At 63.6% G+C, this 24293-nt stretch carries 24 protein-coding genes; 9 read left to right on the top strand and 15 right to left on the bottom strand.

The window, feature by feature from the left end:
• Window positions 1–16 precede the first annotated feature (16 nt).
• Window positions 17–1942 carry a potassium transporter Kup gene (locus LNV08_RS13240; RefSeq protein WP_263534188.1) on the bottom strand — a complete coding sequence of 642 codons (1926 nt, stop codon included), beginning with the start codon at window positions 1940–1942 and terminating at the stop codon, window positions 17–19.
• 281 nt (window positions 1943–2223) lie between these two features.
• On the opposite strand from LNV08_RS13240, the gene LNV08_RS13235 reads away from it, so the two are divergent.
• Both LNV08_RS13235 and LNV08_RS13230 read left to right on the top strand, forming a co-directional pair.
• Window positions 2224–2898, top strand: coding sequence for a PEP-CTERM sorting domain-containing protein (locus LNV08_RS13235; protein ID WP_263534187.1), 675 nt, complete (start codon window positions 2224–2226; stop codon window positions 2896–2898).
• 44 nt (window positions 2899–2942) lie between these two features.
• Window positions 2943–5129 carry a phosphocholine-specific phospholipase C gene (locus LNV08_RS13230; protein WP_263534186.1) on the top strand — a complete coding sequence of 729 codons (2187 nt, stop codon included), beginning with the start codon at window positions 2943–2945 and terminating at the stop codon, window positions 5127–5129.
• 161 nt (window positions 5130–5290) lie between these two features.
• Here LNV08_RS13230 and LNV08_RS13225 read toward each other — a convergent pair whose 3' ends face one another.
• The 5 genes from LNV08_RS13225 to LNV08_RS13205 all read right to left on the bottom strand — a co-directional run bounded on the left by LNV08_RS13225 (window position 5291) and on the right by LNV08_RS13205 (window position 8853).
• Window positions 5291–5647 carry a hypothetical protein gene (locus LNV08_RS13225; protein WP_263534185.1) on the bottom strand — a complete coding sequence of 119 codons (357 nt, stop codon included), beginning with the start codon at window positions 5645–5647 and terminating at the stop codon, window positions 5291–5293.
• A 180-nt stretch (window positions 5648–5827) separates the two neighbouring features.
• The gene (locus tag LNV08_RS13220) at window positions 5828–6523 is read right to left on the bottom strand and encodes a response regulator (protein ID WP_263534184.1); all 696 of its coding nucleotides are present in this window, start codon (window positions 6521–6523) and stop codon (window positions 5828–5830) included.
• Window positions 6520–8166, bottom strand: coding sequence for a sensor histidine kinase (locus tag LNV08_RS13215; protein ID WP_263534183.1), 1647 nt, complete (start codon window positions 8164–8166; stop codon window positions 6520–6522). Before LNV08_RS13215 ends, LNV08_RS13220 begins: the two co-directional genes overlap by 4 nt.
• Window positions 8167–8225: 59 nt before the next feature.
• Window positions 8226–8636, bottom strand: coding sequence for a tautomerase family protein (locus LNV08_RS13210; RefSeq protein WP_263534182.1), 411 nt, complete (start codon window positions 8634–8636; stop codon window positions 8226–8228).
• Between the two features lie 37 nt (window positions 8637–8673).
• Window positions 8674–8853, bottom strand: a complete 180-nt coding sequence (locus tag LNV08_RS13205; RefSeq protein ID WP_263534181.1) for a hypothetical protein — start codon at window positions 8851–8853, stop codon at window positions 8674–8676.
• Window positions 8854–8975: 122 nt separating this feature from the next.
• On the opposite strand from LNV08_RS13205, the gene LNV08_RS13200 reads away from it, so the two are divergent.
• Both LNV08_RS13200 and trxC read left to right on the top strand, forming a co-directional pair.
• On the top strand, window positions 8976–9884 hold the full coding sequence (locus LNV08_RS13200) for a LysR family transcriptional regulator (protein WP_263534180.1): 909 nt from the start codon (window positions 8976–8978) through the stop codon (window positions 9882–9884).
• Window positions 9885–9932: 48 nt separating this feature from the next.
• Window positions 9933–10346 (top strand): thioredoxin TrxC, encoded by a 414-nt coding sequence (gene trxC, locus LNV08_RS13195; protein WP_263534179.1) that lies wholly within the window; start codon window positions 9933–9935, stop codon window positions 10344–10346.
• A gap of 2 nt (window positions 10347–10348) precedes the next feature.
• Here trxC and LNV08_RS13190 read toward each other — a convergent pair whose 3' ends face one another.
• The 6 genes from LNV08_RS13190 to LNV08_RS13165 form a co-directional block, all read right to left on the bottom strand.
• Window positions 10349–12025 carry a serine hydrolase domain-containing protein gene (locus LNV08_RS13190; protein ID WP_263534178.1) on the bottom strand — a complete coding sequence of 559 codons (1677 nt, stop codon included), beginning with the start codon at window positions 12023–12025 and terminating at the stop codon, window positions 10349–10351.
• 48 nt (window positions 12026–12073) lie between these two features.
• Window positions 12074–12682: a hypothetical protein gene (locus LNV08_RS13185; RefSeq protein WP_263534177.1), complete on the bottom strand. Its 609-nt coding sequence runs from the start codon at window positions 12680–12682 to the stop codon at window positions 12074–12076.
• 2 nt (window positions 12683–12684) lie between these two features.
• A complete protein-coding gene (locus tag LNV08_RS13180) occupies window positions 12685–13266 on the bottom strand; it encodes an RNA polymerase sigma factor (RefSeq protein ID WP_263534176.1) in 582 nt (193 codons plus the stop codon).
• 133 nt (window positions 13267–13399) lie between these two features.
• Window positions 13400–14866: a hypothetical protein gene (locus tag LNV08_RS13175; RefSeq protein ID WP_263534175.1), complete on the bottom strand. Its 1467-nt coding sequence runs from the start codon at window positions 14864–14866 to the stop codon at window positions 13400–13402.
• On the bottom strand, window positions 14863–15750 hold the full coding sequence (locus tag LNV08_RS13170; protein WP_263534174.1) for an ABC transporter ATP-binding protein: 888 nt from the start codon (window positions 15748–15750) through the stop codon (window positions 14863–14865). Before LNV08_RS13170 ends, LNV08_RS13175 begins: the two co-directional genes overlap by 4 nt.
• On the bottom strand, window positions 15747–16166 hold the full coding sequence (locus LNV08_RS13165) for a GntR family transcriptional regulator (RefSeq protein WP_263534173.1): 420 nt from the start codon (window positions 16164–16166) through the stop codon (window positions 15747–15749). Before LNV08_RS13165 ends, LNV08_RS13170 begins: the two co-directional genes overlap by 4 nt.
• 113 nt (window positions 16167–16279) lie before the next feature.
• Between LNV08_RS13165 and LNV08_RS13160 the strand changes: the two genes are divergently transcribed.
• Entirely contained in the window at window positions 16280–18049 is a 1770-nt protein-coding gene (locus tag LNV08_RS13160; protein WP_263534172.1) for a PglL family O-oligosaccharyltransferase, read from the top strand.
• Window positions 18050–18058: 9 nt separating this feature from the next.
• Here LNV08_RS13160 and moaC read toward each other — a convergent pair whose 3' ends face one another.
• A complete protein-coding gene (moaC, locus tag LNV08_RS13155) occupies window positions 18059–18538 on the bottom strand; it encodes a cyclic pyranopterin monophosphate synthase MoaC (protein ID WP_263534171.1) in 480 nt (159 codons plus the stop codon).
• An 87-nt stretch (window positions 18539–18625) separates the two neighbouring features.
• Here moaC and LNV08_RS13150 point away from each other — a divergent pair, with 87 nt between their 5' ends.
• Window positions 18626–20236, top strand: a complete 1611-nt coding sequence (locus tag LNV08_RS13150) for a M48 family metalloprotease (RefSeq protein ID WP_263534170.1) — start codon at window positions 18626–18628, stop codon at window positions 20234–20236.
• A gap of 10 nt (window positions 20237–20246) precedes the next feature.
• Here the strand turns inward: LNV08_RS13150 and LNV08_RS13145 are convergent, their stop codons facing one another.
• The gene (locus tag LNV08_RS13145) at window positions 20247–20603 is read right to left on the bottom strand and encodes a phage holin family protein (protein WP_263534169.1); all 357 of its coding nucleotides are present in this window, start codon (window positions 20601–20603) and stop codon (window positions 20247–20249) included.
• A 300-nt stretch (window positions 20604–20903) separates the two neighbouring features.
• Here LNV08_RS13145 and LNV08_RS13140 point away from each other — a divergent pair, with 300 nt between their 5' ends.
• The 3 genes from LNV08_RS13140 to LNV08_RS13130 all read left to right on the top strand — a co-directional run bounded on the left by LNV08_RS13140 (window position 20904) and on the right by LNV08_RS13130 (window position 23641).
• Window positions 20904–21872, top strand: coding sequence for a TerC family protein (locus LNV08_RS13140; RefSeq protein WP_263534168.1), 969 nt, complete (start codon window positions 20904–20906; stop codon window positions 21870–21872).
• Between the two features lie 284 nt (window positions 21873–22156).
• A complete protein-coding gene (locus LNV08_RS13135; protein ID WP_263534167.1) occupies window positions 22157–22828 on the top strand; it encodes an energy transducer TonB in 672 nt (223 codons plus the stop codon).
• A 363-nt stretch (window positions 22829–23191) separates the two neighbouring features.
• The gene (locus LNV08_RS13130) at window positions 23192–23641 is read left to right on the top strand and encodes an SWIB/MDM2 domain-containing protein (RefSeq protein WP_263534166.1); all 450 of its coding nucleotides are present in this window, start codon (window positions 23192–23194) and stop codon (window positions 23639–23641) included.
• Window positions 23642–23750: 109 nt separating this feature from the next.
• Here LNV08_RS13130 and LNV08_RS13125 read toward each other — a convergent pair whose 3' ends face one another.
• The gene (locus LNV08_RS13125) at window positions 23751–24131 is read right to left on the bottom strand and encodes a response regulator (RefSeq protein ID WP_263534165.1); all 381 of its coding nucleotides are present in this window, start codon (window positions 24129–24131) and stop codon (window positions 23751–23753) included.
• Window positions 24132–24293: the final 162 nt, after the last annotated feature.

Raw genomic sequence — 24293 nt, 5'->3', positions numbered from 1 at the left:
TTGCTCCGGTTTGATCTCAGATCTGCACCCGCGTGCCCAGTTCCACCACCGCGTTGTCCGGCAGGCAGAAGAACTCGGCCACGCCGCCGGCGTTGCGACTCATGGCGGCAAACAGGCGCTCTCGCCATTGCACCATGCCCTCACCGGGGGTCGGCACCACGGTTTCGCGGCTGAGGAAGTAACTCGTTTCGAAAGCGGAGATGTGCAGGCCTTTGTCCGCGCACAGAGCCAGGGCCTTGGGCACATCGGGCTGATCCATGAAACCGAAATGCAGGCTCACGCGCCAAAAACTCGGTGCCAACTCCTGCAGCACGATGCGCTCGTCCTCGGGCACCCAGGGCCGGTCGTGAAACACCACGGTCATGATCACATTCGTCTCATGCAGCACCTGGTTGTGCTTGAGGTTGTGCAGCAAGGCCTGCGGTACGGTGTCGGGGTTGGCCACGGCATAAACGGCGGTGCGCATGACGCGGTGGGTCTCAGCGCCGCTCAGGTTTTCGAGGAAGGGTTGCAGCTCCAAGCCGTCGCGCCGGATGCTGCCCATCAGCAAGGCCCGGCCGCGCGACCAGGTGCTCATGACCAGAAACAAGCCCAGCGCAAAGGCCAAGGGGAACCAACCGCCGTCGACAAACTTGATCGCGCAGCCGGCTACCAGCAGCAAATCCACGGCCAGGAAGAACAGCGTGGCCGAAATGGCCACCGGTGCCGGCAAGCGCCAGCCGTGCCGCACCACGAAAAAGGTCAGCAGGGTGGTGATCAACATCGTCATCGTCACCGCAATGCCGTAGGCGCCGGCCAAGGCCGAACTGCTGCCGAACAGCAGCACGGCAGCCACCACGCCAAGCAACAAGGCCCAGTTGACGACCGGAATGTAGATCTGGCCGACCTCGCTGGCCGAGGTGTAGCGCACCGTCATGCGCGGTAAGAAGCCCAGCTGTATCGCCTGCTTGGTCATCGAATAGGCGCCCGAGATCACCGCCTGTGATGCGATCACCGCGGCCAGCGCGGCCAGCACCACCACCGGCAGCATCAAGCTCTCGGGGAAGAGGCGGTAGAACGGGTTTTCGATCGCGCTCGGGTCGCCGATCAGCAGCGCGCCTTGCCCCATATAGTTCAGCGCCAGAGCCGGGAACACCAGCGTCGTCCAGGCCAGCCGGATCGGCTTGGCGCCGAAATGGCCCATATCGGCATACAGCGCTTCCGCGCCGGTCAGCGCCAGCACGATGGCTCCCACGGCGGCAAACACATACCAGCCGCGCGCGATCAAGAATTCCCAGGCATGCAGCGGGTTCAAGGCGGCCAGCACCTGCGGTTGGGTCTGAATATGGATCACGCCGATGACGGCCAGCAACACAAACCACAGCGTGATCACCGGGCCGAACACCTTGCCCATCGCGTGGGTGCCCCAGCGTTGCACCATGAACAGCGCCAGCAGCACGCCCAGTGCAATAGGCAGCACATAGGGTTTGAAGGCCGGGGTGATGACCTCCAAGCCCTCAACAGCCCCCATCACGGTGATGGCCGGGGTGATGATGCTGTCGCCATAAAACAGCGTGGCGCCGAACACGCCCAGCAAGAGCAAGCCCTTGTGCAGCCGTGGCTTGCCCGTGCCCACCGCCTTGGCGGCCAGCGCCGTCAAGGCCAGGCCGCCGCCCTCGCCGCGGTTGTCGGCGCGCAGGATCAGGATCACGTATTTGAGCGTCACGACCAGCATCAGCGCCCAGATGATCACCGACACCGCGCCGATCAGATTGGCTGGATTCAGCGCCACGCCGGTGGCGGGCAAGAAGATTTCCTTGACGGTGTAGAGCGGGCTGGTGCCGATGTCGCCATAGACGACACCGATGGCGCCCAGCGTTAGCGCCGGCAGCGCCTGGCGCTGCGGATGGCCGGAACTGGGTAAATTGGGTAAATCTGGCAAGGCAGAACGGGCTGAGGACATGGTCTCGAGCGGTAGTGGCGGGATTGATGGCCCCACTGTGAAACCTCCTGCATAAGGAAGGCATAAGTGGCACATCAATGGCGCAAGAGTGGCGCTGAAAAGGCACAAAAAGGCAATTAAGGGCCGCCACGAACGCCAGGACAAAAAGTAACGAGATGGAGGCGTATCGCAGCGGATGAGCCGAACAGCATCTTGGCAAGCGATGACGGGCGTCATATGGCGGGAAGAACATACAGCAAGAAACGCCGCCCTCCTGCTCAACCCTTTAGCCCAAGGTCATCATGAAACTAAGCGCCCTTCTTGCATCCCTGACTCTGCTGACAGCGTTCGCGCCAGTTGGCGCTCACGCTACGGCCTATGAAGCCAACCTGATTGCCAGCAGTGATGCCGAATCAGGCACAAGCGCTTGGAACGCGATTGACAACATCTCGATGTTTCAAACCGTGGCCTATGCAGACCCTTTGTTCCTGTATCCGGATACGGCCCATGGCGCAATGCACTTTGCCGGCAGCAGCAGCGCCCTTTCTGCCGGCTGGCAACAAGTCGACGTGAGCGACAAGGCCGCCGACATTGACGGTGGCCGCGTAGCGTTCAAGCTCGACGCCTATCTTGGTGGCGTGGGCAACCAGGAAGACAACACCTTGTTGTATGTGTCTTTTTTGGACGCCTCCGGCATCGAAATCAATCACACCGAACTGGGCCCAAACTACGTCGACCTGCGCGACTATTACACCGTGCTCGCTGCCTTCCACACCAACGGCTATGTGCCCGAGCAGACGCGCGCGATCCGTTTCGACCTGTCGATGGAGGGGCCAGACGGCAACTCCAGCGGCGCCTACGCCGACAACCTGCACTTCAGCCTGACCACGCCAGCCGTGCCTGAACCACAAAGCTACGCGCTGATGCTGGCGGGCCTGTTTGCCGTGGGCGCTGTAGCCCGCCGCCGCGCACGCTGAAACCACGCATTAGCTCACTCTTCACCATTGACTGGCAGCCCATCATGACTCAAGCCTCTCGTCGCAGATTCCTCCAATCGGCCGCCACCGGCGCCGCCCTCACTGCCTTCCCGGCGGTGATCCAACGCGCGCTGGCCGCGCAAGCCAAGGTTGTCACTGGCACCATCCAGGACGTCAAACATGTGGTGATCCTGACGCAGGAGAACCGCTCCTTTGATCATTACTTCGGCACGCTGCATGGCGTGCGTGGCTTTGGCGACCCGCTGCCGCTGCCGGTGGTTGACCGCCCTGGCACCATCGTGCGCAAGAACATCTGGGTGCAGCCGACCGAGCCGAGCAGCAGCGTGAGCAACCCTGCCGTGCCGGGCCGCACACAACCCAAGACCGTGGCGCCGTTCCGGCTCAACACCAAGCTGAACTTCAACCTGATGCGGGTTGACGGCACGCCGCATGGCTGGGGTGATCTGCATTGGGACCAGGGCCGCATGAACTACTGGACCCTGACCAAGCACAACCATTCGATGGGCTACTTCGCCAAGGAAGACATCCCCTTCCAGTTTGCGCTCGCCAATGCCTTCACGGTCTGCGACGCCTATCACTGCTCGCTGGCCGGCTCGACCAACCCGAACCGACTCTTCCTCTTCACCGGCACCAACGACCCGCTGGGCCGCAACGGGGGCCCGGCGGTCAGCAACCGCAATGACTGGTTCGACAACCTGCCCGACTACACCTGGACGACTTACCCGGAGCGCCTGCAGGCGGCCGGCATCTCCTGGCAGGTCTACGAAAATATGGACGACAACTTCACCGACAACTCGTTGGTCGGTTTCAAGTCCTTCCGCGACGGCTGGTTCAACCGCCCCGGTGCCTCGGCCGAGCTGAAGGCGCGCGGCATCACGACACGCGACCTGGACCTGCTGCGCCAGGACGTCGTCAATGGCACGTTGCCCCAGGTATCCTGGATCGTGGCCACCGAGGCTGGCTCCGAGCACCCAGGCCCGTCCAGCCCGGCCCAAGGGGCTGAATACACGGCCAAGGTACTGGAAGCGCTGACGGCCAATCCGGAGGTCTGGGCAAGCACGGTGCTGTTCATCAACTTCGACGAGAACGATGGCTTCTTCGACCATATGCCGCCGCCGGCTGCGCCTTCGCTGGTTCAATGGGACGCCGATCCGGCCAAACGCGTCTACGCGGGCGCCTCGACGGTGGCCACCTCCGGCGAATATCACGAGGTCGAGAACCCTAACAGCCCAGCTCCCAGCACGCTGCACTGGCCTTACGGCCTGGGCGCACGGGTGCCGATGTATGTGGTGTCGCCGTTCAGCAAGGGCGGCTGGGTCAACTCGCAGGTGTTCGACCACACCTCGGTGCTGCGCTTCATGGAACAGCGCTTTGGCGTTATGGAACCGAATATCTCGGCCTGGCGCCGGGCGGTGTGCGGCGATCTGACCAGCGCCTTCAACTTCGCAAACCCGAACAACAGCACGGCCTTCATGGCGCAGTTGCCCGACACCAAGGCGCTGGCCGACAAGACCCGGGCTTTGAACAACCCGACCAAGCCGCGCCCGACCTTGCCGAGCACACTCAGCTTGCCGGTGCAAGACAGCGGTGTGCGCCCCTCGGCGGCATTGCCTTACGAACTGGCGGCCACCGCACTCGTCACGTCCTCTGCCGTCAAGGTCAGCTTCCAGAACACCGGCAAAGCGGCCGCCGTGTTCCATGTCTATGACCGCCTGCGCCTGGCCGAAATCCCACGCCGCTACACCGTCGAAGCCGGCAAGCAGCTCAATGGCAGCTGGGCGGCCGATGCCAACGGTGCGTATGACCTGTGGATACTGGGGCCTAACGGTTTTCACCGTCATCTGACCGGCAATGCCGGGCGCCTGAAGGCGGCGACCCAAGCCAACCCGGAAGTGCAGATCAGCTGCGACAGCGTCAGCGGCGACCTGCTCGTGAAGTTGCTCAACAGTGGCAACGCGCCTTGCGTGTTTCAGCTGGCCGCCAACCGCTACAGCGCGGCCACGGTCAGCGAGTACACGGTGCTCGCACGCGGCGAGACCAATCTGCGCTTGCCGCTGGCACAAAGCTACCGCTGGTACGACTTCAGCGCCAAGGTGAAGGACCAGGCCGACTTCAGCCGCCGCTTTGCCGGTCGGGTGGAAACGGGTGCACCGTCGGTCAGCGACCCGACCATGGGCGGCAGCGCCCGCGCCGACCAATGGCAGGTGTGATCAATCAAGCGAAAGGTGCAGCGGGAGGCCCTGGCGCCATGGCGAAAACCATGGCGCCAGGGCTTGCCCAGCGCAAGTGGAACTTGATGCTGAACAGTCTTGCTCCGCTTGCGGCTCAAGCTTCAACAAGGTCTGATGCCGTATGGGGCGGCGCTTGCGATTCAGCGCAAGCTATCCATTTCGTAGGCGACCCGGTAGACCGAGCCTGCGGCATCGCGGAACAGCCGCACACGGCGATGGCCGTCGGAGCTCAAGAGCATGTCCGCATTCTCGGCACGCCATTGTTCAAGCGGCTGCCCGTCGAGGGCCACCGCAACGCGGTGCGCACCGATATCGACTTTGAGCGTGCGCCCGTCCTCAAGCTCGTAATAGCCGGTCGCTTCGCGCAGCAAGCTGCGTTCGGCAGCGGTGCCGGGCATCGCGGGCACACCAGCATGCGCAGACAAGGCCAGCGAAGCAAGAAATGCGGCCAGTAGCTTGAACGAGCGCGCATTCTTCAAAGTGGTCAAGGTGGTCATGGTGTTTACTCCTTAGGTTGTTCCGAGGCCAGTCGCCCCGGCAAGCTCAGTGATTGCAAAGCTCGTGCCAGGTCAAAACAAGGGTTTTCCTGGGCATTTCGCCCCATCGCTGGGCTTAACCCCACAGCAACGCGCCAAACGCGAGGATGCTGCACCGCAACATGACACGCGGACACAGGCTCAGCTGCCACTCTCCAGCCGATAGCCGACCCCCGGCTCCGTCAACAAGCGCTGCGGATCGGCCGGCGTGTTTTCGAGCTTGGCGCGCAGCTGCCCCATATAGAGCCGCAGGTAATGCGTGTGTTCCACAAACTCTGGCCCCCACACATCGGCCAGCAAGGTGCGGTGCGTCAACACCTGGCCGGCATTGCGCACCAGCCGCCCCAGCAGCTTGAACTCGGTCGGCGTCAGGTGGACTTCGGCGCCATTCAAACTGACGCTGTGCGCGGCCAGATCCACCCGCAGGCCTTGCTGCTCGTAAAGCGTCTGCGCCGGCCGCGTGTGGACGCCGCGGTGGCGCAGTGCCACCCGCATGCGCGCCAATAGCTCGCTGATGCTGAAGGGTTTAACCAGATAGTCATCGGCGCCGGCATCGAGCAGGCTCACCTTGTGCGCATCTTGTTCGCGCGCCGAGATGATCAGCACCGGCGTGTTCTTGCCCTGCCTCAGCTGCGCCAGCAGTTCGGCGCCGTCACCGTCGGGCAAACCCAGATCCAGCAGTACCAGATCGGGCGCTTCGGCGTGGATCAGCAAGGCCCGCGCCTCGGCCAGGCTGGCAGCGCAGAGCAACTCATAACCCTCTACCCGCAGGGCATTGGCCAAGGTCGCGCGCAACTCGCGGTCATCCTCCAGCAACAAGATTCTCAGCAAGCTCATGCGGGAATTTCCTCGGCCTGGGGTGATGCGACGAGAGGCAGCCAACACTCGAAACTGGCGCCACCATGACCACGCGAGCGGTAGCGCATCTGGCCACCATGCGCCTGGGCGATTGCTCGGCAGGCGGCCAAGCCGACGCCGGCGCCGCGCCTGGCCTTGGCGTCGGGGCCGGCCGCATGCTGCTGCTCGGCACCGCGCTGAAAGGCCTCAAAAATGCGCTCGCGCCAAGCCAGCGGCACCCCGGGGCCGCGATCACGAACCGCCAGCACGACAAAGCGTTGGCCACCCTCCTGCGCCGTGCGGGCCGCGATTTCTATATGGGAAGCGGGCGCATATTTCTGCGCGTTGTCGACCAGATTGCCCAGCAGTTGGGTCAACAGCAGCGCGTCGCAGCGCAGCAGTGGCAGCGCCGGCTCAAGCCGCGCTTGCAGCTCAAGCGCTGTCTCACCGTCACTATTCGAAACTAAGGTGGCACGCCGCTGGCGGGCGCGGCGCAGCACCGCGCCGACGATCTCCTCGGCCGACTCCCAGTCCAGGCGCAGCAACATGCCGGGTGCGTCAAGGCGAGCCAGCTGCAGGCTGTTGGCCGTCATATCGGCCAATGCTTCCGTCTCATCCAGGATCGTGGCCAGCAGCCGCGTGCGTTGCGCCGGGCTCAGGCGCGCGTCCTGATCCTGCAGCGAGGAGGCCGCGCCCATGATGCAAGCCAAGGGCGTGCGAAAGTCATGCGAGATCGCCGCCAGCAAGGCGTTGCGGTTGGCTTGGCTCGCGGCCTCATCACGCGCCATCTGCGCCAAATGCTCGGTCGTCAGTCGCTCCAAAGCCAAGCCCATCTGCGTGCATAGCAGTTGCAAATGGGTCAACAAACCCGCGTCCAGCGCTTGCGCGCGGCTGGGTCGCAAGAGCGCAGCACCGAGGGCGGCGCCGCGCCCGCGAATCGGCAAATACCAATCCGGCTGACCTTCAAACCGAGCGGTGCCGGGCCCGAACGCTTGGGCTTGGCGCAGGCATTGCCAAAGGCCGGCGCGCTGATCGGCGCTCAATTCAGCGCTCGGGTCGGCAGCGCTGCTCGGGCCAGAGGCCGCCAACCATTGCACCGATTCGGGCAAATTTTGCTGCGGCAGCGCCTGCTCTTGACGCAAGAGCATCAAATGCGTCGGCCTGCCCAGCTGCGCCTGCAACTCGGCCTGCAGCAAAGCGCCCAAGCTCGCCCAGTCGCGAGCCTCGCGCAGGCTGTCGTTGAAGCTGCGCAGTTGCTCGGCTTGGCCTGCTTGGCGCCGCGCCAGCCCCGCCTGGCGGCGTTGGCTGGCGATTAACAAGGCGGTGATGCAGCTGAGCCCCAGCATCGCGCCCAGCAGCAGCAGGTGCTGATTGCCCTCGACGCTGAGGCTGCCGCGCGGGCTGACGAAATGCCAGTTAAACAGCAACACCGACACCAGGCTCAGCAGCAGTGCCGCCACCAGTGGCAGCCACAAGCTGGCTACCGCCGCCGCCAAGACCAGCAACAGCGCCTGATTGGCCAGATTGACCCGCCCATCCAGCCAAAACAGCAGCCACCAAGCCACGGCCCAGCTCAGAACGGCCGGCAGCGGCTCAAGCCAAGTACGTTTGAAAGCGACTCGCGCCGCGCTCTTGTGATCCATGCGCCCACCTTAGCATTGTGGGCATCAGGAAAGCATCAGGGACGCATGATCGGCCGCGCTCAGAGCTGGGCCGGCTCGATGCTGAGCCGTCGTGCGGCTTGGCTCTGCCCACCGTAACCCCAGGCATCGGCGGGCACTTGTTGCACCACGCAATAGCTGGTCGGATGCAGGCGCCCCAGCGCGACGCCCATCGCCGCATGGACGGCGGCCAGGTAGGCACTGATCTGGGCGGCGGTATTGGTGCCGGCCGTGACCTGAATCTGCAGCTGATAGCTGGCCTGCGTGTCGGCGGCCAGCGACCGCGCGCCAATGAACCAATGCGTGGCCGGCACCAGTTCGATACGCACAGCGGTCAAAGCAGGGTCTTTGGCCAGATGCTCGGCGGTCAAGTCGGTCAAGGTGGCGGCCAAGTCGCGCAGGCTGGGGTCAGCGCCGGGCGCGGGGCATAGGCTGAGGTGCAGATAAGGCATGGTGGTGTTCTCCTGCTTATGGTTCTAGCTTGGGTTGTCAGTAATAGCGGCTGCGCACATCTGTGCTCTGCCAGCGTGCCTCGACGCGCGCAGCCCAGTTGTCAAACAAGCGATCCAGCCAAAGGCGCGGGGAGCTGAAGAAAGACGGGCTAGGAGCCGGCCCGGGCAGCACTTGGGCGGCGTCGCGATATAGGGCGTAGTTGAGGCTGTTGTTCATGCTGGCTTGCTCGCTGGGTTTGTTTGCGGATTGAGGCTTGGCTTTCGATGGAACAGATGTTATGTTTGCGCCAACGCACAAACAACTACGCAAACTGCACTTGAAGTTTGCAAATATGCACAATGGGGCAACTGGAAGTCGGGCTGAATTGGGATGATTTGCGCTACGCGCTGGCGATTGCCGAGGCCGGCTCGCTGAACGGCGCCGCCAAGCTGATGGGGGTGCGCCATACCACCGTGCTGCGGCGCCTGGACGCCCTGGAGGACAGACTGGGCGCGCGCCTGTTCGAGCGTCTGCGCAGCGGCTATCGGCCGACCGAGGCGGGCGAGTTGATGGCAGCGCAGGCGCGCGAGATGCGGCCGGCGATTGCCGAGATGCAGCGCCGCATCGTCGGCCGCGACCTCGAGCTGCAAGGCACGCTGCGCCTGAGCACCGCTTTTGTGGCGATGCTTTACCTGCTGCCCGAGGCGCTGGCGGCGTTCCGGCGCAGCCATCCGGGCATCGAGGTCGAGGTGAACGAGAACTCCAGCCTGGTCGATATGTCCAAACGCGACGCCGATGTGGCGCTGCGCATGAACCGGGTCGTGCCCGAGCATCTGGTCGGGCGGCGCCTGGGCGATGTGCGCATGCGCGTCTATGCCAAACGCGGCCAGGCGGGCCTGCCGCAACACATCCTGCCGGTGCGTGAACTCTGCGCCAACTATCCCTGGATAGGGTTCGACCGCGAACGCCGTTCGCGTTTTTTTGACCGCTGGATGCTCGACCATGTGCCGCAAACCAGCATCGCCGTGCGCCTGGATCTGCTGCACCCGGCGGTGGCAATGGCGCGCACCGGCTTGGCCTTGGCGCTGCTGCCCACCTTGATCGAAGGCCATGAACCCGACTTAGTGCCGGTATCCGAGGTGCTCAGCGACGTCAGCACGCCGGTCTGGCTTTTGACACATCCGGACCTGCGCCAGACCGCGCGGGTGCGCGCCTTCATGCAGGAGGTGGGTGCGCAACTGCAGGCGACGCTGGCGGCTGCACCTTGAAGAATTGCAGCCTTGGCCTCAAGTCACGACCATAAGGAGCTTTTTGCCATGCTGATCACCTGCCCCCACTGCCTGACCAAGAACCGCGTGCCGAATGAGCGCGCGACCCAAGACCCGGTCTGCGGCAAATGCGGCCAAGCGCTGCTCAGCGGCGAGGTGGTCGAGCTCAACGATGCCAACTTCGACGCGGTGGTGGCTGGCAGCGAGTTGCCCGTCCTGGTCGACTTCTGGGCGCCCTGGTGCGGCCCATGCCGCCAGATGGCGCCGCAGTTCGCCATCGCCGCCCAGCAACTCAAGGGTCAGGTCTTGCTGGTCAAGGTGAACAGTGACGAAAGCCCGCAGCTGTCACAGCGCTTCGGCATCCGCAGCATCCCGACCTTGTTGCAGTTGCAGCAGGGCAAGGAGTTGCAGCGCCTGTCGGGGGCGCTGCAAGCGCCGCAGATCGTGGCTTGGCTACGCTGAGTTCATTTGCGCAGACCTTCGATCTTTTGCCCGCCCTGCAAGAGCACGGCACTGCGCAGCTGCCCCTGGCCATCGCGCTTGAACTCGACAATCGCCCCCACCGCCTTGATCTCGATGCGGTCCGGGCCGCTCAGCTCGGCCGCAATGGCCGGCTGGCCCGTCGCCTGCACCTTCAGCTGACCAGCGTCTTCAAACACCCGCAAGCTGAATTGCGGCATCAGCTGGTATTCACCGACCAGCTCTTGCCAACGCGGGTCGCTGGCCTTGGTGGCGGAGAGACTGCCAAGCCGGCGCAATTCAAGCACCCCGCCGCCTTGCTGCCAAAGCGCATGCTCGACCTTGCCGTTTTGAAACACGGGGCGCAGCAAAGCGCTGATGTGACGCGGGTAAAAGTCGCCCCAACTGTCGTAGTCAAGCGCAAACGCGGCTTGGCCTTCGACCTGAGCCATCAGTTGCGCGCCGTCCAGCCAAAGCCGCGCCTTCATGCCGCTGATTTCATATGGGCCCGGCAGCGCCGCCAGCAAGTCGGGCGGTGCCGCAAGCTTGAGCCGCGGGCGCAAAGCCTGCTGCTCGCTCAAGCCTAGCAGGGCGCTGCCCACATCACCCAGTCCGCCCAGGTCAGTCAAGGCCGTGTCGGCCAGCAGCACCAGGGCGCGGCCGGCCGCGGGCTCCAGCATCAGCAGCGATGAGAAACCGCCGGTGCCGCCCTCATGGGTCAACAAGGTCCGGCCCTGGTGGCTGACGCGCATCCAGCTCATGCCGCTATGTTCGTTCAAGGCCTGCTGGGTCATTGTCAACGCGGCCTGCAGCTCGGGCGCCAGCTGCGGCAATAGACCCAATTGGGCCTGCGCATAACGGGTCATATCGTCCAGGCTGGCGCGCACCATCCCGACGCCGGCCAAATTCGGCGTTATTGTCCAGGCGGGCGTCACTTGCCCGGTGGGCAAGTGGCCCTGAGCCAGCGGCGCTTTTGGCTCGCGCGGTGTGGCGATAAAGGCACTGCGCATCTGCAGCGGTTCAAACAGCCGCACCATTGCTTGTTCAAAGTCGCCGCCGCTGCTGCTACGCGCCACCGCCGCCGAGACCAGCATCATTGCGAAGTTCGAATACTCGAACTGGCTGCCGATCGGCCGTTCCAGCCGGACCTGGCCGAGTGCGGCCAGCAGTTGCGCCTCGCTCAGATCCGCATAGGGATCGAACGGATTCTTGGGCGCGAAGCCCGGCGGCAAAGCAGGTAGGCCGGAGCGGTGCGTCAGCAGATCGCGCACGAGGATTTGGCGCTCGCCCTGGCGTGGCATCGGCGTGCCCTGCGGCAGGTGCTTGGCAATCGGGTCGTCCAGACTCCAGCGTCCTTGCTGGATCAGCTCAGCGACAAGAAATGCCGTCATGGTCTTGCTGATGGAGCCGATCTCGAACAGGCTGTCGTAGCCCGGCTCGTGGCCCCCAGCGCGCGCCTGGGCGCAGACGCGGGCCTGCTGCACCCGTGGCCCTTCGATCAAGGCCGCCAGCAGGCAGGCGCCGCTGCGGTCACCGGTGAAACGTTGGGCCAAGATCGTTTGCAGCGGATTGGGAGGCGGTGGTTCAGGCGCGGCCAGGGCGGCGCCCAACCCCAGCAGCGCTGCACCGAAGCCGAATAGAAGAAGCCGCCCGAGACGACGCAGCGGGAAGTTGTTTTTCATGGATTTCCTCATCATGAGTGGACCTCAATAGGAAGGCCGGGGCGGCATTTAGGCCGAGGCCGTGAACTGGCGCTCTAGCGCCTCGATGTCGCGCTCATAGCGCCGTGCTGTGCGCAGGTTTAGAGCGATGATGCTCAGCGCGAGCACCAGGCCGCCGGCGCGGAAGAGTGCAAACGCGGTCGCCATGGCCGGATCGGCCAACTCGCGCTCGATACCCCACACAAACAGCACAAAGCCCGGCACAAATGGCCCGATATACCAAAGCCAGACCGAGCGCAGCGCAGCGCGCTGCCGCAGCAGCTCGGCGCGCTGGAAGTCAAGCCAGGATTGGCCCATCGCCGTGGCCGGCAATTGGCGGCTGCCAGCACGGCGGCGCAGTTGCTGCATCACCAGCAGCGTTGCCAGAATCGTCAACAGCGCGCCCAGCTTGATCAGCCAGGACGGAAAGAACCAGGCATAGAACATGAAGGCGGGAATGACGAACAGGTAGCCGGCCATGTATTCACGCCGATTGCGCCGCGCTATCTGACCTTGCAAGTGCCGCGATTGTTCGCGCAGGGCCTCGACATCGATGTCCAGGGCGGCCACCGCTTGCGCCTGCCAGAGTTGTTGCGGCAGATCCGCGTCGGTCTGCGTCCTAGGTCCGTGAGGGTTCATCGTTAGGCACTCCCGGCCCGGTGCTTGGCGGCAAGCAGGGCCTTGATTCGGTGGATTTTTGTGGCGACATTGCGGGCGGACAGCGCCGTCACTTCGCCGATGGCTGCAGCATCCAGACCTTCCAGGTAAAGCAGCATGAGCTCGCGATCCGGCATCTTGAGGCGGTGAATCCAGCCCATGATGCGAGCCAGATCGATCGCGCGCTCGGTCTGCTGCATCGCTGCACCTTGATCGCTGAGGCTGGCGGACTCTGACGCCTCCAACTCCTCCAGGTCCAGCCCCTTTCCCTCGCGCAGTCGCAGGCTACGCTGCACATGGCTGGCGCCCACGTTGTGCGCGACCCGGTAGACCCAGGTGCGCAGCGAACAGTCGCCTTTGAAACCGGCCAGGCTTTGCCACAGCGCCAGTTGCAGTTCCTGCAGCAGCTCCCTGCGCTTGGCCTCATCGCGCTCATAGCCGGCCATAAAGCGGGCCAGCTCGGCGCCATGCAAGGCAATCGCCTCGCGAAAGCGCTGCTCTTGCTGACAGACCTCCGCCAGCGGCGCCGCCTGCGCGACAGTTGATTGAAGAAAAGCAGAATTCATGTGACCGTGCGAGCCTTCCCTGTGAGTCCCTCTCCTACAAGGCAGTCTGGACGCGGCAGGGTTTCTTACAGTGGGCCAGCGAAAACAGCTAGATCGCCTCTTGCGGCGATCCGGCTGAGCTGGTGATGGGGCGTCAAGCCCAACGCCCGACCGGCATCGCTGCCGGGCTGCCCTTGACCAAGCCTTGCCAGCGGCGCTGCAGCAAGAACAAGGTCAGGCCCACGCTCAGGCCCACCGTGATCCAGATGCTCACACCCAACCAGGCCATGCCGGCCAATAGCGCACCGCCGGCGATGATGATCATCAAGGGCAGCACTTGATGGGCGCCCACCGGCGCGGCTTGACGGGACCAGTCGCGCAGCACATAAGCCCCCATAGGCAGGGCCAACAAGAGCGCATACAGCCCAATGCGCGAGGCCTGTCCAGGCGCTGCGGGCGCCATCATCAGGCCGATCAAGACCAGCGCGAGGCTCCACTGCATATAGAACTGGGTCAACAGACGCCGCGCCATCAGCCGATTCAGCGCCTGGCCGCGCGGCATGCCGGGCAGCAAGATCAGCAGCGCCTGCTCGCGCCGGCTCCGATGCAGGCACGCGGCCAGGCCTATCAGCGGGTTCAATGCCATGCTGATGATGCCGATCTGCAGGCCAAAGCCGCCACCGGAACTCAGCCCGGCCCAATCCGGCGTATAGAACTGCGCAAATACTGTGGCGCCAATGGCCAACAGCGCCGAAATAACCGTCAAAGCCCCCAGCATGCTGGTCCAGTGCAGATTGCCCAGGTACACCAGTTCGGCACGCGCCAAGGCACTGCGCGCCGCGGGCCGGGCATGTTGGAGCAGATAGCGCTGCCACAGCGGCTGTGGCCAAGAGAACAAGCGCATCATGGTCAAACCGGTCTTGCCGGCGTATTTGGCGGTGGACAGGCCACGCGTCTGCTCGGCAAAGGCCAAACGGATTTTCTCGGCCGCCCGATAGTTCGCTTGATGTGCGGGCCCGCCGTCTTGCAGCAGCCGGCTCAGCAGCCAAGGCAGGATCAGAACGGCCAGCAGCGCCAAGCTGGCGGGCTGCAAGGTGTACCACTGCAGCAGCCCGCTCCACACGCGCATGCACGCCGCACCAACTGGCCCCCAAAAGGCAAGGCTAATGACAATCCAGAAGTAAAACCACAGTTGTATCCAGCGGACGAAAGCTGCCACGACGAGCATCAGCGCGGCCGCACCCAAACCCCAGGCCAGCGGTTGACCCAACTGCGAGCCAAACAGCAGCGCCGTGATGAGGCTCAAAAACAGCAACAGGCCGATGGCGCAGCGGCGCAAGCGGTCGAGATGGCCGGGCACGAGACGGGCCGCGTTTGGGTGGTTCTGCCGCCGCAGGCTGGCAAAACAGATACCCCACAGAATCAGCACGCTCGCGCCAGCGTCGATGCCAAGGACCACGAGCGCCGCCTTCAGGTCGGCCAAGATGGCGCAAGCGATTGCCACCGCCACCGACAAGAGCAGCAATGCGAGCCACACCCATAGCTCACCGGTGTGACGGCGCTGCTGAAATGGCGCGGCCAAGAGCGGGCCGTACTGTTCCCAAAGCTTGCGCATAGTCATGTCAGCTCCATGAACAGGTCTTCCAGATTGACGCGCTCACTGCTGAGGCCAGCAGGCAGCGGGTCATTCACCCCCGACTGGGGAAGGCGCAGCAAGCAGCGCTCGCGCCCGCCCTCCAGCGGGCTGCGGCTCAAGGCTTGCACGCCCTCGGCGGCGATCAACGCTTGCAACTGCGCGCTCGGCCCCGTCACCGCGCGCACCTCGTCCAGCAACTCATCCAGCGGCGCTTGCAAGCCGATGCGGCCTTGCTTCAAGAATGCGACATTGAATGCAACGCGCTCCAGGTCCGACAAGATATGGGTCGAGAACACCACCGTCGTGCCACGGTCCAACACCTGCTCGACCAGCTCGCGCAGAAAGTCGCGCCGCCCGGCCGGGTCCAGGCTGGCCACTGGCTCGTCCAGCACCAACAAGTCCGGTTCATGAGCGAGCGCACGGATGATGGACAGGCGCTGCTGCTGGCCGCCGCTGAGCTTGGCAATGGGCTTGTCACGCGCAATGTCCCAGCGCGACAAAAGGCCTTCGACCTTGGCCTCGTTCCAGCGCGGATAAAAGCTCTTGAAGTAACGCAGCAGCTGCGCGGGCGTGAAACCCTCGAACAAATCGCTTTGCTGCGGCACATAGCCGATACGGGCACGGCCGGCGTCGTCCAGCTCAGTGGCGCTCTGACCGAACAGCTGCACCGCACCGAGCTGCGGCTCGCGCAGACCCAACACGCTCTCCAGCAAGCTGGTCTTGCCGGAGCCGTTGCGGCCCAAGAGGCCTACAACTTGGCCGGGCAGCAGTTGCCAGTCCAAGTTACTCAAGACCGACTGCTGGCCATAGCTCAGGCTCAGCCCTTGCACCTCAGCAGTGGCTGTACTGGACGTCGTGACTGCGCTCATGCGGCGCCTCCCTTTTCTTGAATGAGATCTTGATTGAGAATTTGATCGAACAGCTGCAAGGCCTGTCGGGTCGACACCTCCAGCTGATGCACCTCGGCCGCCGCCCGCTCCAGCGTCGGCCGCAGCAGCTCGAGGCGGTCAAGCGCCGGTTGCGCTTTGCTGTGCTGTGCCGCCACCCGCATCGCCAAGCCGCGCCGGCGCTCCAGCAGCCCCTCGGCTTCGAGCAGGCTATAGGCCTTGGAGATCGTCATCGGGTGCACGGCCAAGGCCTGCGCGACCTCGCGCACCGAGGGGATTTCCTGGCCGGCGACCAGCTGCCCGCTGGCCACACGGCGGCGCACCTGCTCGACCAACTGCCGATAAATCGGTTCGGTCGAGCCGGTGTTGATTTGAAAGAAAAAGCTGTCGGCACTCAAAGCTGCTCCTTATGTGTACCAGCATAGTAGTACACACATACAGGTCGCGTCAAGTTCCCGACTGCAGCGCTTGCGCGCGAGGACGGGCTCGCTTCATGTGATGATTCGGCCCCATGCAGAAATCGATCGCGCCCCCCTCACTGATGTCGTCCTCTCCAAGCAGTTCGTCCCCTGAGCCCCTTGGGCTATTGGCCATGCTCTTGGCCTGCTCGGTGGCGCCGCTGCTGGCCTACAACCTGACTCCGTCGGCGACGCTGTTCAATCAGCTCACCGCCCTGGCCGGCTGGGGGCTGGTGCTGATTTGTATGAGCGGCCGGCAGGCACCCGCCTGGCGGCTCACGCCGGCGGCCCTCGCGCTGAGTTTGTTGGCACTGGCGCCTTGGGCGTCGGTGCTGTTCGGCAGCCTACCTAGCGCCTTGGCGCTGGCCAATAGCGGCATGCTCTTGGCAGCTTTGGCGCTGCTGCTGGCGGGCCAGGGCCTGCAGCGCAGCGAGCGGCAGCGCTGGCTGGAGGCGCTGTGCTGGGGCCTGTTATTGGCGGGGGTCTTGAGTTTGATCGTGAGCCTGGTGCAGGTCTTTATGCCTGCATGGGCCGATGGGCATGTGATTGCGCGCTCGGGCATACCGGGGCGCGCCGTCGGCAATATGCGCCAACCCAATCACCTGGCCAGCCTCTTGATGTGGGCCTGTGTGGCGGCGGTGTATCTGGCTGATCAGGGCCGCTTCAAATCCTTCGGCGGCGCCCTGGTCTTGCCGCTACTGCTGTTCGGCCTGGTGTTTGCGGTGGTGCTCAGTGCCTCGCGTACCGGCGTGATCGGCGTGCTGATTCTGGCGGCCTGGGGCGCGCTGGACCGCAAGCTGGGTCGCGCGGCCAAGTTGTCGCTGATGGCCACGCCGATGTTGCTGGCGCTGAGTTGGTGGCTGCTGTCGGTCTGGGCGGCTAGCGGCGCGCACCCCCTGGGCGCCGAGTCGCGCTTGGCCGAGGGCGCGGGCTCGCCGTCGCGCCTGGCCATCATCGCCAATGCCTGGAGCCTCTTGAAGGCCAATCCCTGGATGGGGGTGGGCTGGGGCGACTTCAATCTGGCCTGGAGCATGACGCCCTTCCCGGACCGGCCGATTGCCTTTTTTGATCACACCCACAATATCGTGATGCAACTGGCCGTCGAGTTAGGCCTGCCCCTGAGCCTGGCCATTTTGGGCCTGCTGGCGTTCTCGCTCTGGCGCGCTTTTGCCCTCAGCCGCGCGGCCAGCGCAGGCGACGCGGTGGCGCGGCGCTGCGCCTTCATGCTGGTCTTGATGATTGGGCTGCACAGCCTGCTGGAGTACCCGCTCTGGTATGCCTACTTCCTGCTGCCGACCGCTTTCGCCTTCGGTTTGGCGCTCGGCGCGCCCTTGAACGAAACGCCTCGCCAAGCCAAAACCAGCGACAGCAGCTGGGTCTGGATTGGGGTCTTGATGCTGGCGGCCAGCGCCTATACCGCTTGGGACTATCTGCGCGTGGTCGATATTTACGCGCCCTCGGCCAATGCGCAGCCGCTGCATCAGCGCATCGCCACAGGCCAGGCCACAGCCATGTTTTCAACGCAGGCCGACTATGCCGCCGCCACCTCCTTGCCCGCCGGCCCTGCTGCCCTGGCAGCGGCCCAGCGCACCGCCCACAACCTGATCGACGCGCGGCTGATGATCGCCTGGGCCAAATCACTGCATGCGACCGGCGACGATGACAAAGCCCGTTATGTGGTGCAAAGACTGCGGGAATTCCGCAACCCGTCCGGCACGGAATGGCTGGAAGACTGCGAGCTCACGCAAGAGACGGGTGCGCTCAAGCCGTTTCAATGCGAGCCGCCGCTGCGCGACTACAGCTGGCGCGAGTTGCGCCAATAAGAGGTCAGATCAAGGCGCCGACCAGTCGCCGCTCTTGCCGCCGTGCTTTTCCAGCACCCGGATATCGCCCATCACCATGCCGCGATCCGCTGCTTTACACATATCGTAAATAGTCAGCAGGCCGATTTGCACCGAGGTCAGCGCCTCCATCTCAACGCCGGTGCGGCCCAAGGTCTCGACTTGCGCGCGGCACAGCACGGCGTTGGCGGCCGCGTCGATCTCGAACTCGACCGCCACCCGCGTCAAGGGCAAGGGGTGGCACAGCGGAATCAAGTCGGCGCAGCGTTTGGCTGCTTGGATGGCGGCGATGCGGGCGATGCCCAAAACATCACCCTTTTTCGCACTGCCACTGGTGATCAATGCTAGGGTAGCGGCTTGCATGCTGATGCGGCCCGCCGCGACCGCAACACGGTGCGTGACATCTTTGGCCGCAACGTCCACCATATGGGCTTGGCCTTGGGCGTCAAAATGAGTGAGTTCTGATGTCATTGCAGGGTGGGCCACCGGAGCGTGGCAACAATTGGGAAACGATTGTGGGTGCATCATAGAGATGCTTGGCGCTTTTTGGAGTCTGTGTTGTTAAAGCTAACTGTCAGTTTGATGCGTCGCCCGGGCCGCTGTGCCATCAGTTTTTTGGCGGCGGCGGTCTTGAGCCTGGGCAGCCCGCTTGGGCATGCACAGGTGAACCTGCCGGCGCTGGGTGACTCGGTCTCGCAAGACCTGGACCTGGGCACCGAGCGGCGCATTGGCGAGCAGGTGATGCGGCAAATTCGCCCCGACCCGGACTTCCTCGAAGACCCCTTGCTGCTGGAGTATTTGCAGTCCATCTGGGCGCCGCTGGTCGGCACCGCCAAGCAACTCGGCAATATCGGCGACGAGACCAGCGAACGCTTCGCCTGGGAAATATTTTTGGTGCGCGACCGCAGCATCAACGCCTTCGCCCTGCCGGGCGGCTATGTCGGCGTGCATCTGGGCTTGATCGCGATGACGGGTTCGGCCGATGAGCTGGCTTCGGTGCTGGCGCATGAGTTGTCGCATGTGACGCAGCGCCATATCGCGCGGCGCATGGCCGGCGATTCGCGCAACAGCATGCTGGCCTTGGCCGGCTTGGTGGCGGGTCTGATCGTCGCTTCGCGGACCCACAGCACCGACGTGGCCAATGCCGCCATCGTCGGCAGCCAAGCGGCTGCCGCACAGGCCTCGCTGAGTTTTTCGCGCGATATGGAGCGCGAGGCGGACCGGGTCGGCTTCACGGTGATGAACCAGGCCGGTTTCTCGCCGGCCGGCATGTACAGCATGTTCGACCGCATGGAGCAGGCCAATCATTTGATGGACAACGGCTCCTATCCCTATCTGCGTTCCCACCCTTTGACCACCGAGCGGATCGGCGACGCGCGCTTGCGAATGGGCGCCATCGACTACGAACGCCCAGCCGGCAGCGCCGAACATGCGCTGATGGCCGCGCGCGCCAAGGTGCTGATGGATGCTCGGGCCGAAGCCTGGGGCCAATTGCAAAACCTCGACGCCGGCGCGCGTGAGCAACAAGCCAAGGGCGGCAGCGAGAACAAGGGCTACGAGCAACTGGCGGCGCGCTATACCGGCGCGCTGGCCTCGATCAAGATGCGTGACTTTGCGCGCGCCGAAAACGCTTTGCGCAGCGCCGAACTGACCCTGAAGCTGATGGGCCCGGACCCCAAAGCCGAGCGTTTGCTGCGTTACTTGCGCGCCGAGCTGAATCAGGCGCGCGGTCAGGCGGCGGATGGCTACGCGGCCTTGAAGCCGCTGGCGGGCGAGCGATCAAGGCCGATGTTGATTCAAAAAGCACAGCTGGCTCGCGTCGACAGCAACCCGGCCACCGTGCGCGAGGCCGCCGAAGCGCTGCAGACCTATGTCAGCCTGAACCCGATGGATCCCTTGGCCTGGGCCGAACTGGGGCAGCTGTGGAGCAAGCTGGACCAGCCGCTGAGGGCGGTGCGCGCACAAGGCGAGGAGCGCGCGGCCATGGGTGATTTGAACGGCGCTATTGACCGCTTCCGCTCAGGCCTGCGTCAGTCCCGTGGCCGTGATGCCGATCAGGTCGAAGCGGCGGTGATCGATGCGCGCCTGCGCAGCCTGCTGTACGAGCGGCGCCAGCTGCTGGCGGAGATGTATCCGCGCGGCGTGCCGCCGGGTGCGGAGCTACCTTGAGCGGCTGAATTCAGTCCGAATCCGGGAACAGGCGCTCGAACAAGGTGTCGATCAACATGCCGCACAGGCTGTAAATCAAGGAGCCGATCAAGGCGGCCCAAAAGCCCGCCACATCAAAGCCGCTCAGCAAACGCGCCGCCGCCCAGAACATCAAGGCATTGATCACGAACAGGAAGAGCCCGAGGCTGACCACCGTAACGGGCAGGGTCAGCAGCACCAAAACCGGCCGCAACAAGGTGTTGAGCAGGCCCAGCACCATCGCCGCGATCAAGGCCGAGCTGAAGCTGGTCACCACCACGCCCGGATACAAATGAGCCACCAACAGCAAGGCTGCGGCCAATAGAAGCCAACGCAGAAGTAATTTCATGCGCCGAATATACAAGCGCGCCGTGACTTTTTTCAGCTCGCCGCGCTGGAGAGTTGCCCCTAGACGGGGACAGGTCTTGCTTTTTACTGGCAGAATGCGGGCTTCGAAGGGGGAGTAGCTACGCGGTGCAAGCCGTGGCGGCAGCCCGTCAGTACGGCGTCTGTGAAGATGCCCGGGCCCCGCAGCCGGCCGTGGACGCAGTCTGTCCACAGCGCCGTCCCGCAAGACCTTTCGACTCTTGGCCGCGGCCATTGCCTTGAGCAATGCCGGGTAGATGTTTGGCTTTTTGCGGGATATTCAATGGATACGATTGCGCCTCTGTGGCTGTGGTTCTTCTTTGGCGGCTCGGTGCTCGCCGCTCTCTTCGTCGACTTTGTCGTCTTGCGCAAGCAAGGCGCGCATGACGTCTCGGTCAAAGAGGCCATCAACTGGTCACTGGTCTGGGTAGCGCTGAGCCTGGCTTTCAACGGCTTGTTCTGGTGGGCGATCAAAGACAGCACCGGCAGCACAGAGCTGGCCAACACCCGTGCCTTGGAGTTCTTGACCGGCTACTTGATCGAGAAGTCGCTGGCGGTGGACAACATCTTTGTCTTCCTGATGATCTTCACCTACTTTTCGGTGCCGACCGCCTACCAAAAGCGTGTGCTGATGTACGGCATCATCGGCGCCATCGTGCTGCGCACGGTGATGATTCTGGTGGGCAGCTATTTGATTGCCCAGTTCCACTGGGTGCTTTATGTGTTCGGCGCCTTCTTGCTGATCACCGGCATCAAGATGTGGTGGGCAGCTGGCCAAGAGCCCGATCTTGAGTCCAACCCCGCGCTGAAGCTGCTGCGTCGCACCATGCCGGTGAGCAAGAACTTTGATGGCGAGCGCTTCTTCACGGTCGAGAACGGCAAACGTGTCGCCACTCCGCTGCTGCTGGTGATTGCGTTGATCGGCATGACCGATGTGATCTTCGCGGTCGATTCGATCCCGGCCATCTTCGCCATCACCGACGACCCCTTCATCGTCTTGACCTCGAACATCTTCGCCATTCTGGGCTTGCGTGCGATGTACTTCTTGCTGGCCGCGATGGCGACCAAGTTCCATCTGCTCAGCTATGGTCTGGCCGTGGTGCTGGCATTCATCGGAACCAAGATGTTGTTGATCGACATCATCAAGATCCCGGTCCTGGTCTCCCTGGGCGCGGTGGTCGTGATCCTCGCGGCGACCATGGTGCTGAGCCTGCACACCGCACCTAAAATCTCCAAGAACAGCGAACACTGAGGCGATGCGCGGCCCTAGGCCGCGCCCCACCCTTACCAACACCCAAGCAACTGCCCCGCGAAGCACAGCCTCGCGGGGCATTTTTTTGTCTCGCGATCAAATACAAATAACAATCGTTCGCATTAATGCTAGGATCTTCACCAAACTCAAGTTCAAGGCCTCTTGTGATTCCCGCATTTGTCACCCCAAACGCATCCTCGGCACCTCGGGGAGCCAGCAAGCCATCGACCGCCAAGAGCAAGGCGACACAGACTGAATCAGGCGCGCCGACGCAACGCAAAGCCTTGGCGGTCACCAGCCGCCATCTGTTTCTGGCGGCTGTGCTCTTGGCCCATATGCTGGCGGGCTGGGGGCTGTGGCACTCGCTCGGCATGCGATCGGCGCCGAACAAGCCCCTGCCCATCGTGCTCAGCTTGATTGCCGCAAGCCCGCCGGCCCCGACACCCAAAACTTCGCCGCCGGCGCTGCCGCAGCACGCAATAAACAGCCAACTCAGTGCTCCGCCAGTTCCGCTGGCGCCGCCGATGGCCAGCCATCTTCTTGTTCAGCCCCAGAACGCGGCACCGACGCTGGTCGAACTCGCGCCGCAAGCTTCCACGGCAGCTGTAAACGCTCAGGTAGAGGTGCCGCCTCGCAGTGCAGCGCCTTCGACCCAAGCCCCCGCCGGCCCCCGCCAAGTGGCCTCAAGTGCGCTGCGATATGTGGTCGAGCCCCAGATGACCGTGCCGCTGCTATCGCGCCGTTTGGGCGAATCGGGTGTGGTGCACCTGCGCATCGTCGTCGACGCGAACGGCCGCCTGAAGGAAGCCAGCTTGAAAAAATCTGCCGGCTATGCGCGTTTGGACCAACAGGCCTTGCTGGACATACGCTCGGCACGCTTTGCGCCCTATCTTGAAAACGGTCAGCCGGTCGAATGGGAAACGGTCGCTCTCTTGTCCTACGAGATCGATCGCTGATCGCACATGGCCTGCTCGTACCCAAAGCCGAACATGCCGCCTTCGCGTTGATACCTAACGCCAAATTCAATCACACCAACATCACGCAAGATGTCTTGACGAGCAGGCGCCGACGCCCGCGCTTGCACCGGTGCTAAGCCCCAATTCAAGGGTAAAAGTTCAACAAGTGATGCGGGTGCGCGACACCTAGGGTAAACAAGCTGCATTTCGGCGTGAGATTGGGCTCAGCCGCCCTATGAAAGCCTTCTCAAGCGCCTGGTGCCGCAGTACCATCGCCCCTGCTAGGTGCTAGAGAGAAATGAAGGCTTATGCGGCCTTCACCCGGAACCAGCACATCAACAACTTTTGATGGAGAGAATTGAAATGGCAACTGCAAAGAAGGCCGCGCCCGCTAAGAAAGCGGCACCGGCCACCAAAGCCGCACCGGCGAAAAAAGTAGCCGCGGCTCCGGCCGTCAAGGCTGTTAAAGCTGCTGCGCCGGCCAAGAAAGCTGCGCCCGCCAAAAAGGCTGCTGCGGTCAAGAAGGCTCCTGCCGCCAAGAAGGCTGCTGCTCCCGCAAAGAAGCGCACCCCGAATGCAGCATTCATGAAGGCCTTGACGCCTAGCGCCGCCTTGGCAGCCATCGTCGGCGCAGCACCGCTGCCGCGCACCGATGTGACCAAGAAGGTCTGGGAATACATCAAGAAGCACAATCTGCAAGATGCCGTCCAAAAGCGCATCATCGTTGCCGACGCGGCGCTGAAGGAAATCTTCGGCAAAGCCAAAGCCGATATGTTCGAGATGACCAAGCTGATCAACAGTCACCTGAAGTAATGCGTGAGCCCCCTGGGCCACCGAGCGACCGAGCCGCAGGACTGGTTTCTTGCGGCGCCAGGTTCAAAGCATCAAGGTCCGGCCAGCCGGACCTTTTTTTGTCTGTGCTTCAAGCCAAGGCTCGCTGCAAAGCAGCGACCATCTTCATCACATCAATGGGCTTGACCCAGTAGTCACTGAAGCCCGCTGCCCGCGCCGCCTCGACTTGATCCGGCAAATCATCGGCCGAGAGCGCCACACAACGCAGAGCGGAGCCGGTCTCGATAGCGCGCAGTTGCGCCAGCAATTCCAGCCCCGTCATATCAGGCAGATTCATATCAATCAGCAACAGGTCGGGCTGCAAGCCTTCCAGCATGCTCAAGGCCTGCGCGCCGTCCTCGGCGCACTCCAGGCGCCAGCCGGGTAGGCGCCGGAAGACCTCTTCCATCAACACAAGGTTGATGCGATCGTCTTCAACATAAAGCACGAGGCGGGCTGGGGCCGAGCACATGGATTTTTGGGGCGATGAGGTCAGTTGCAAAGCCTGCGCAGATTAGCAGCGATTTAGTCGGCGCGAGCCCGAAGAGCCCGACGGCACTGAAAAACATTCGAATCCGCGGGTTCACCAGCTCTTGCGCCACCGTTGCGCCGAAGGGAGTTTGTATTTTTCTAG

Source organism: Paucibacter sp. TC2R-5, from assembly GCF_025717605.1.
GTDB classification, from domain to species: domain Bacteria; phylum Pseudomonadota; class Gammaproteobacteria; order Burkholderiales; family Burkholderiaceae_C; genus Paucibacter_A; species Paucibacter_A albus.
The sequence above is the reverse complement of the archived record's forward strand: the minus strand, read 5'-3'. Positions and strand labels throughout refer to the sequence as shown.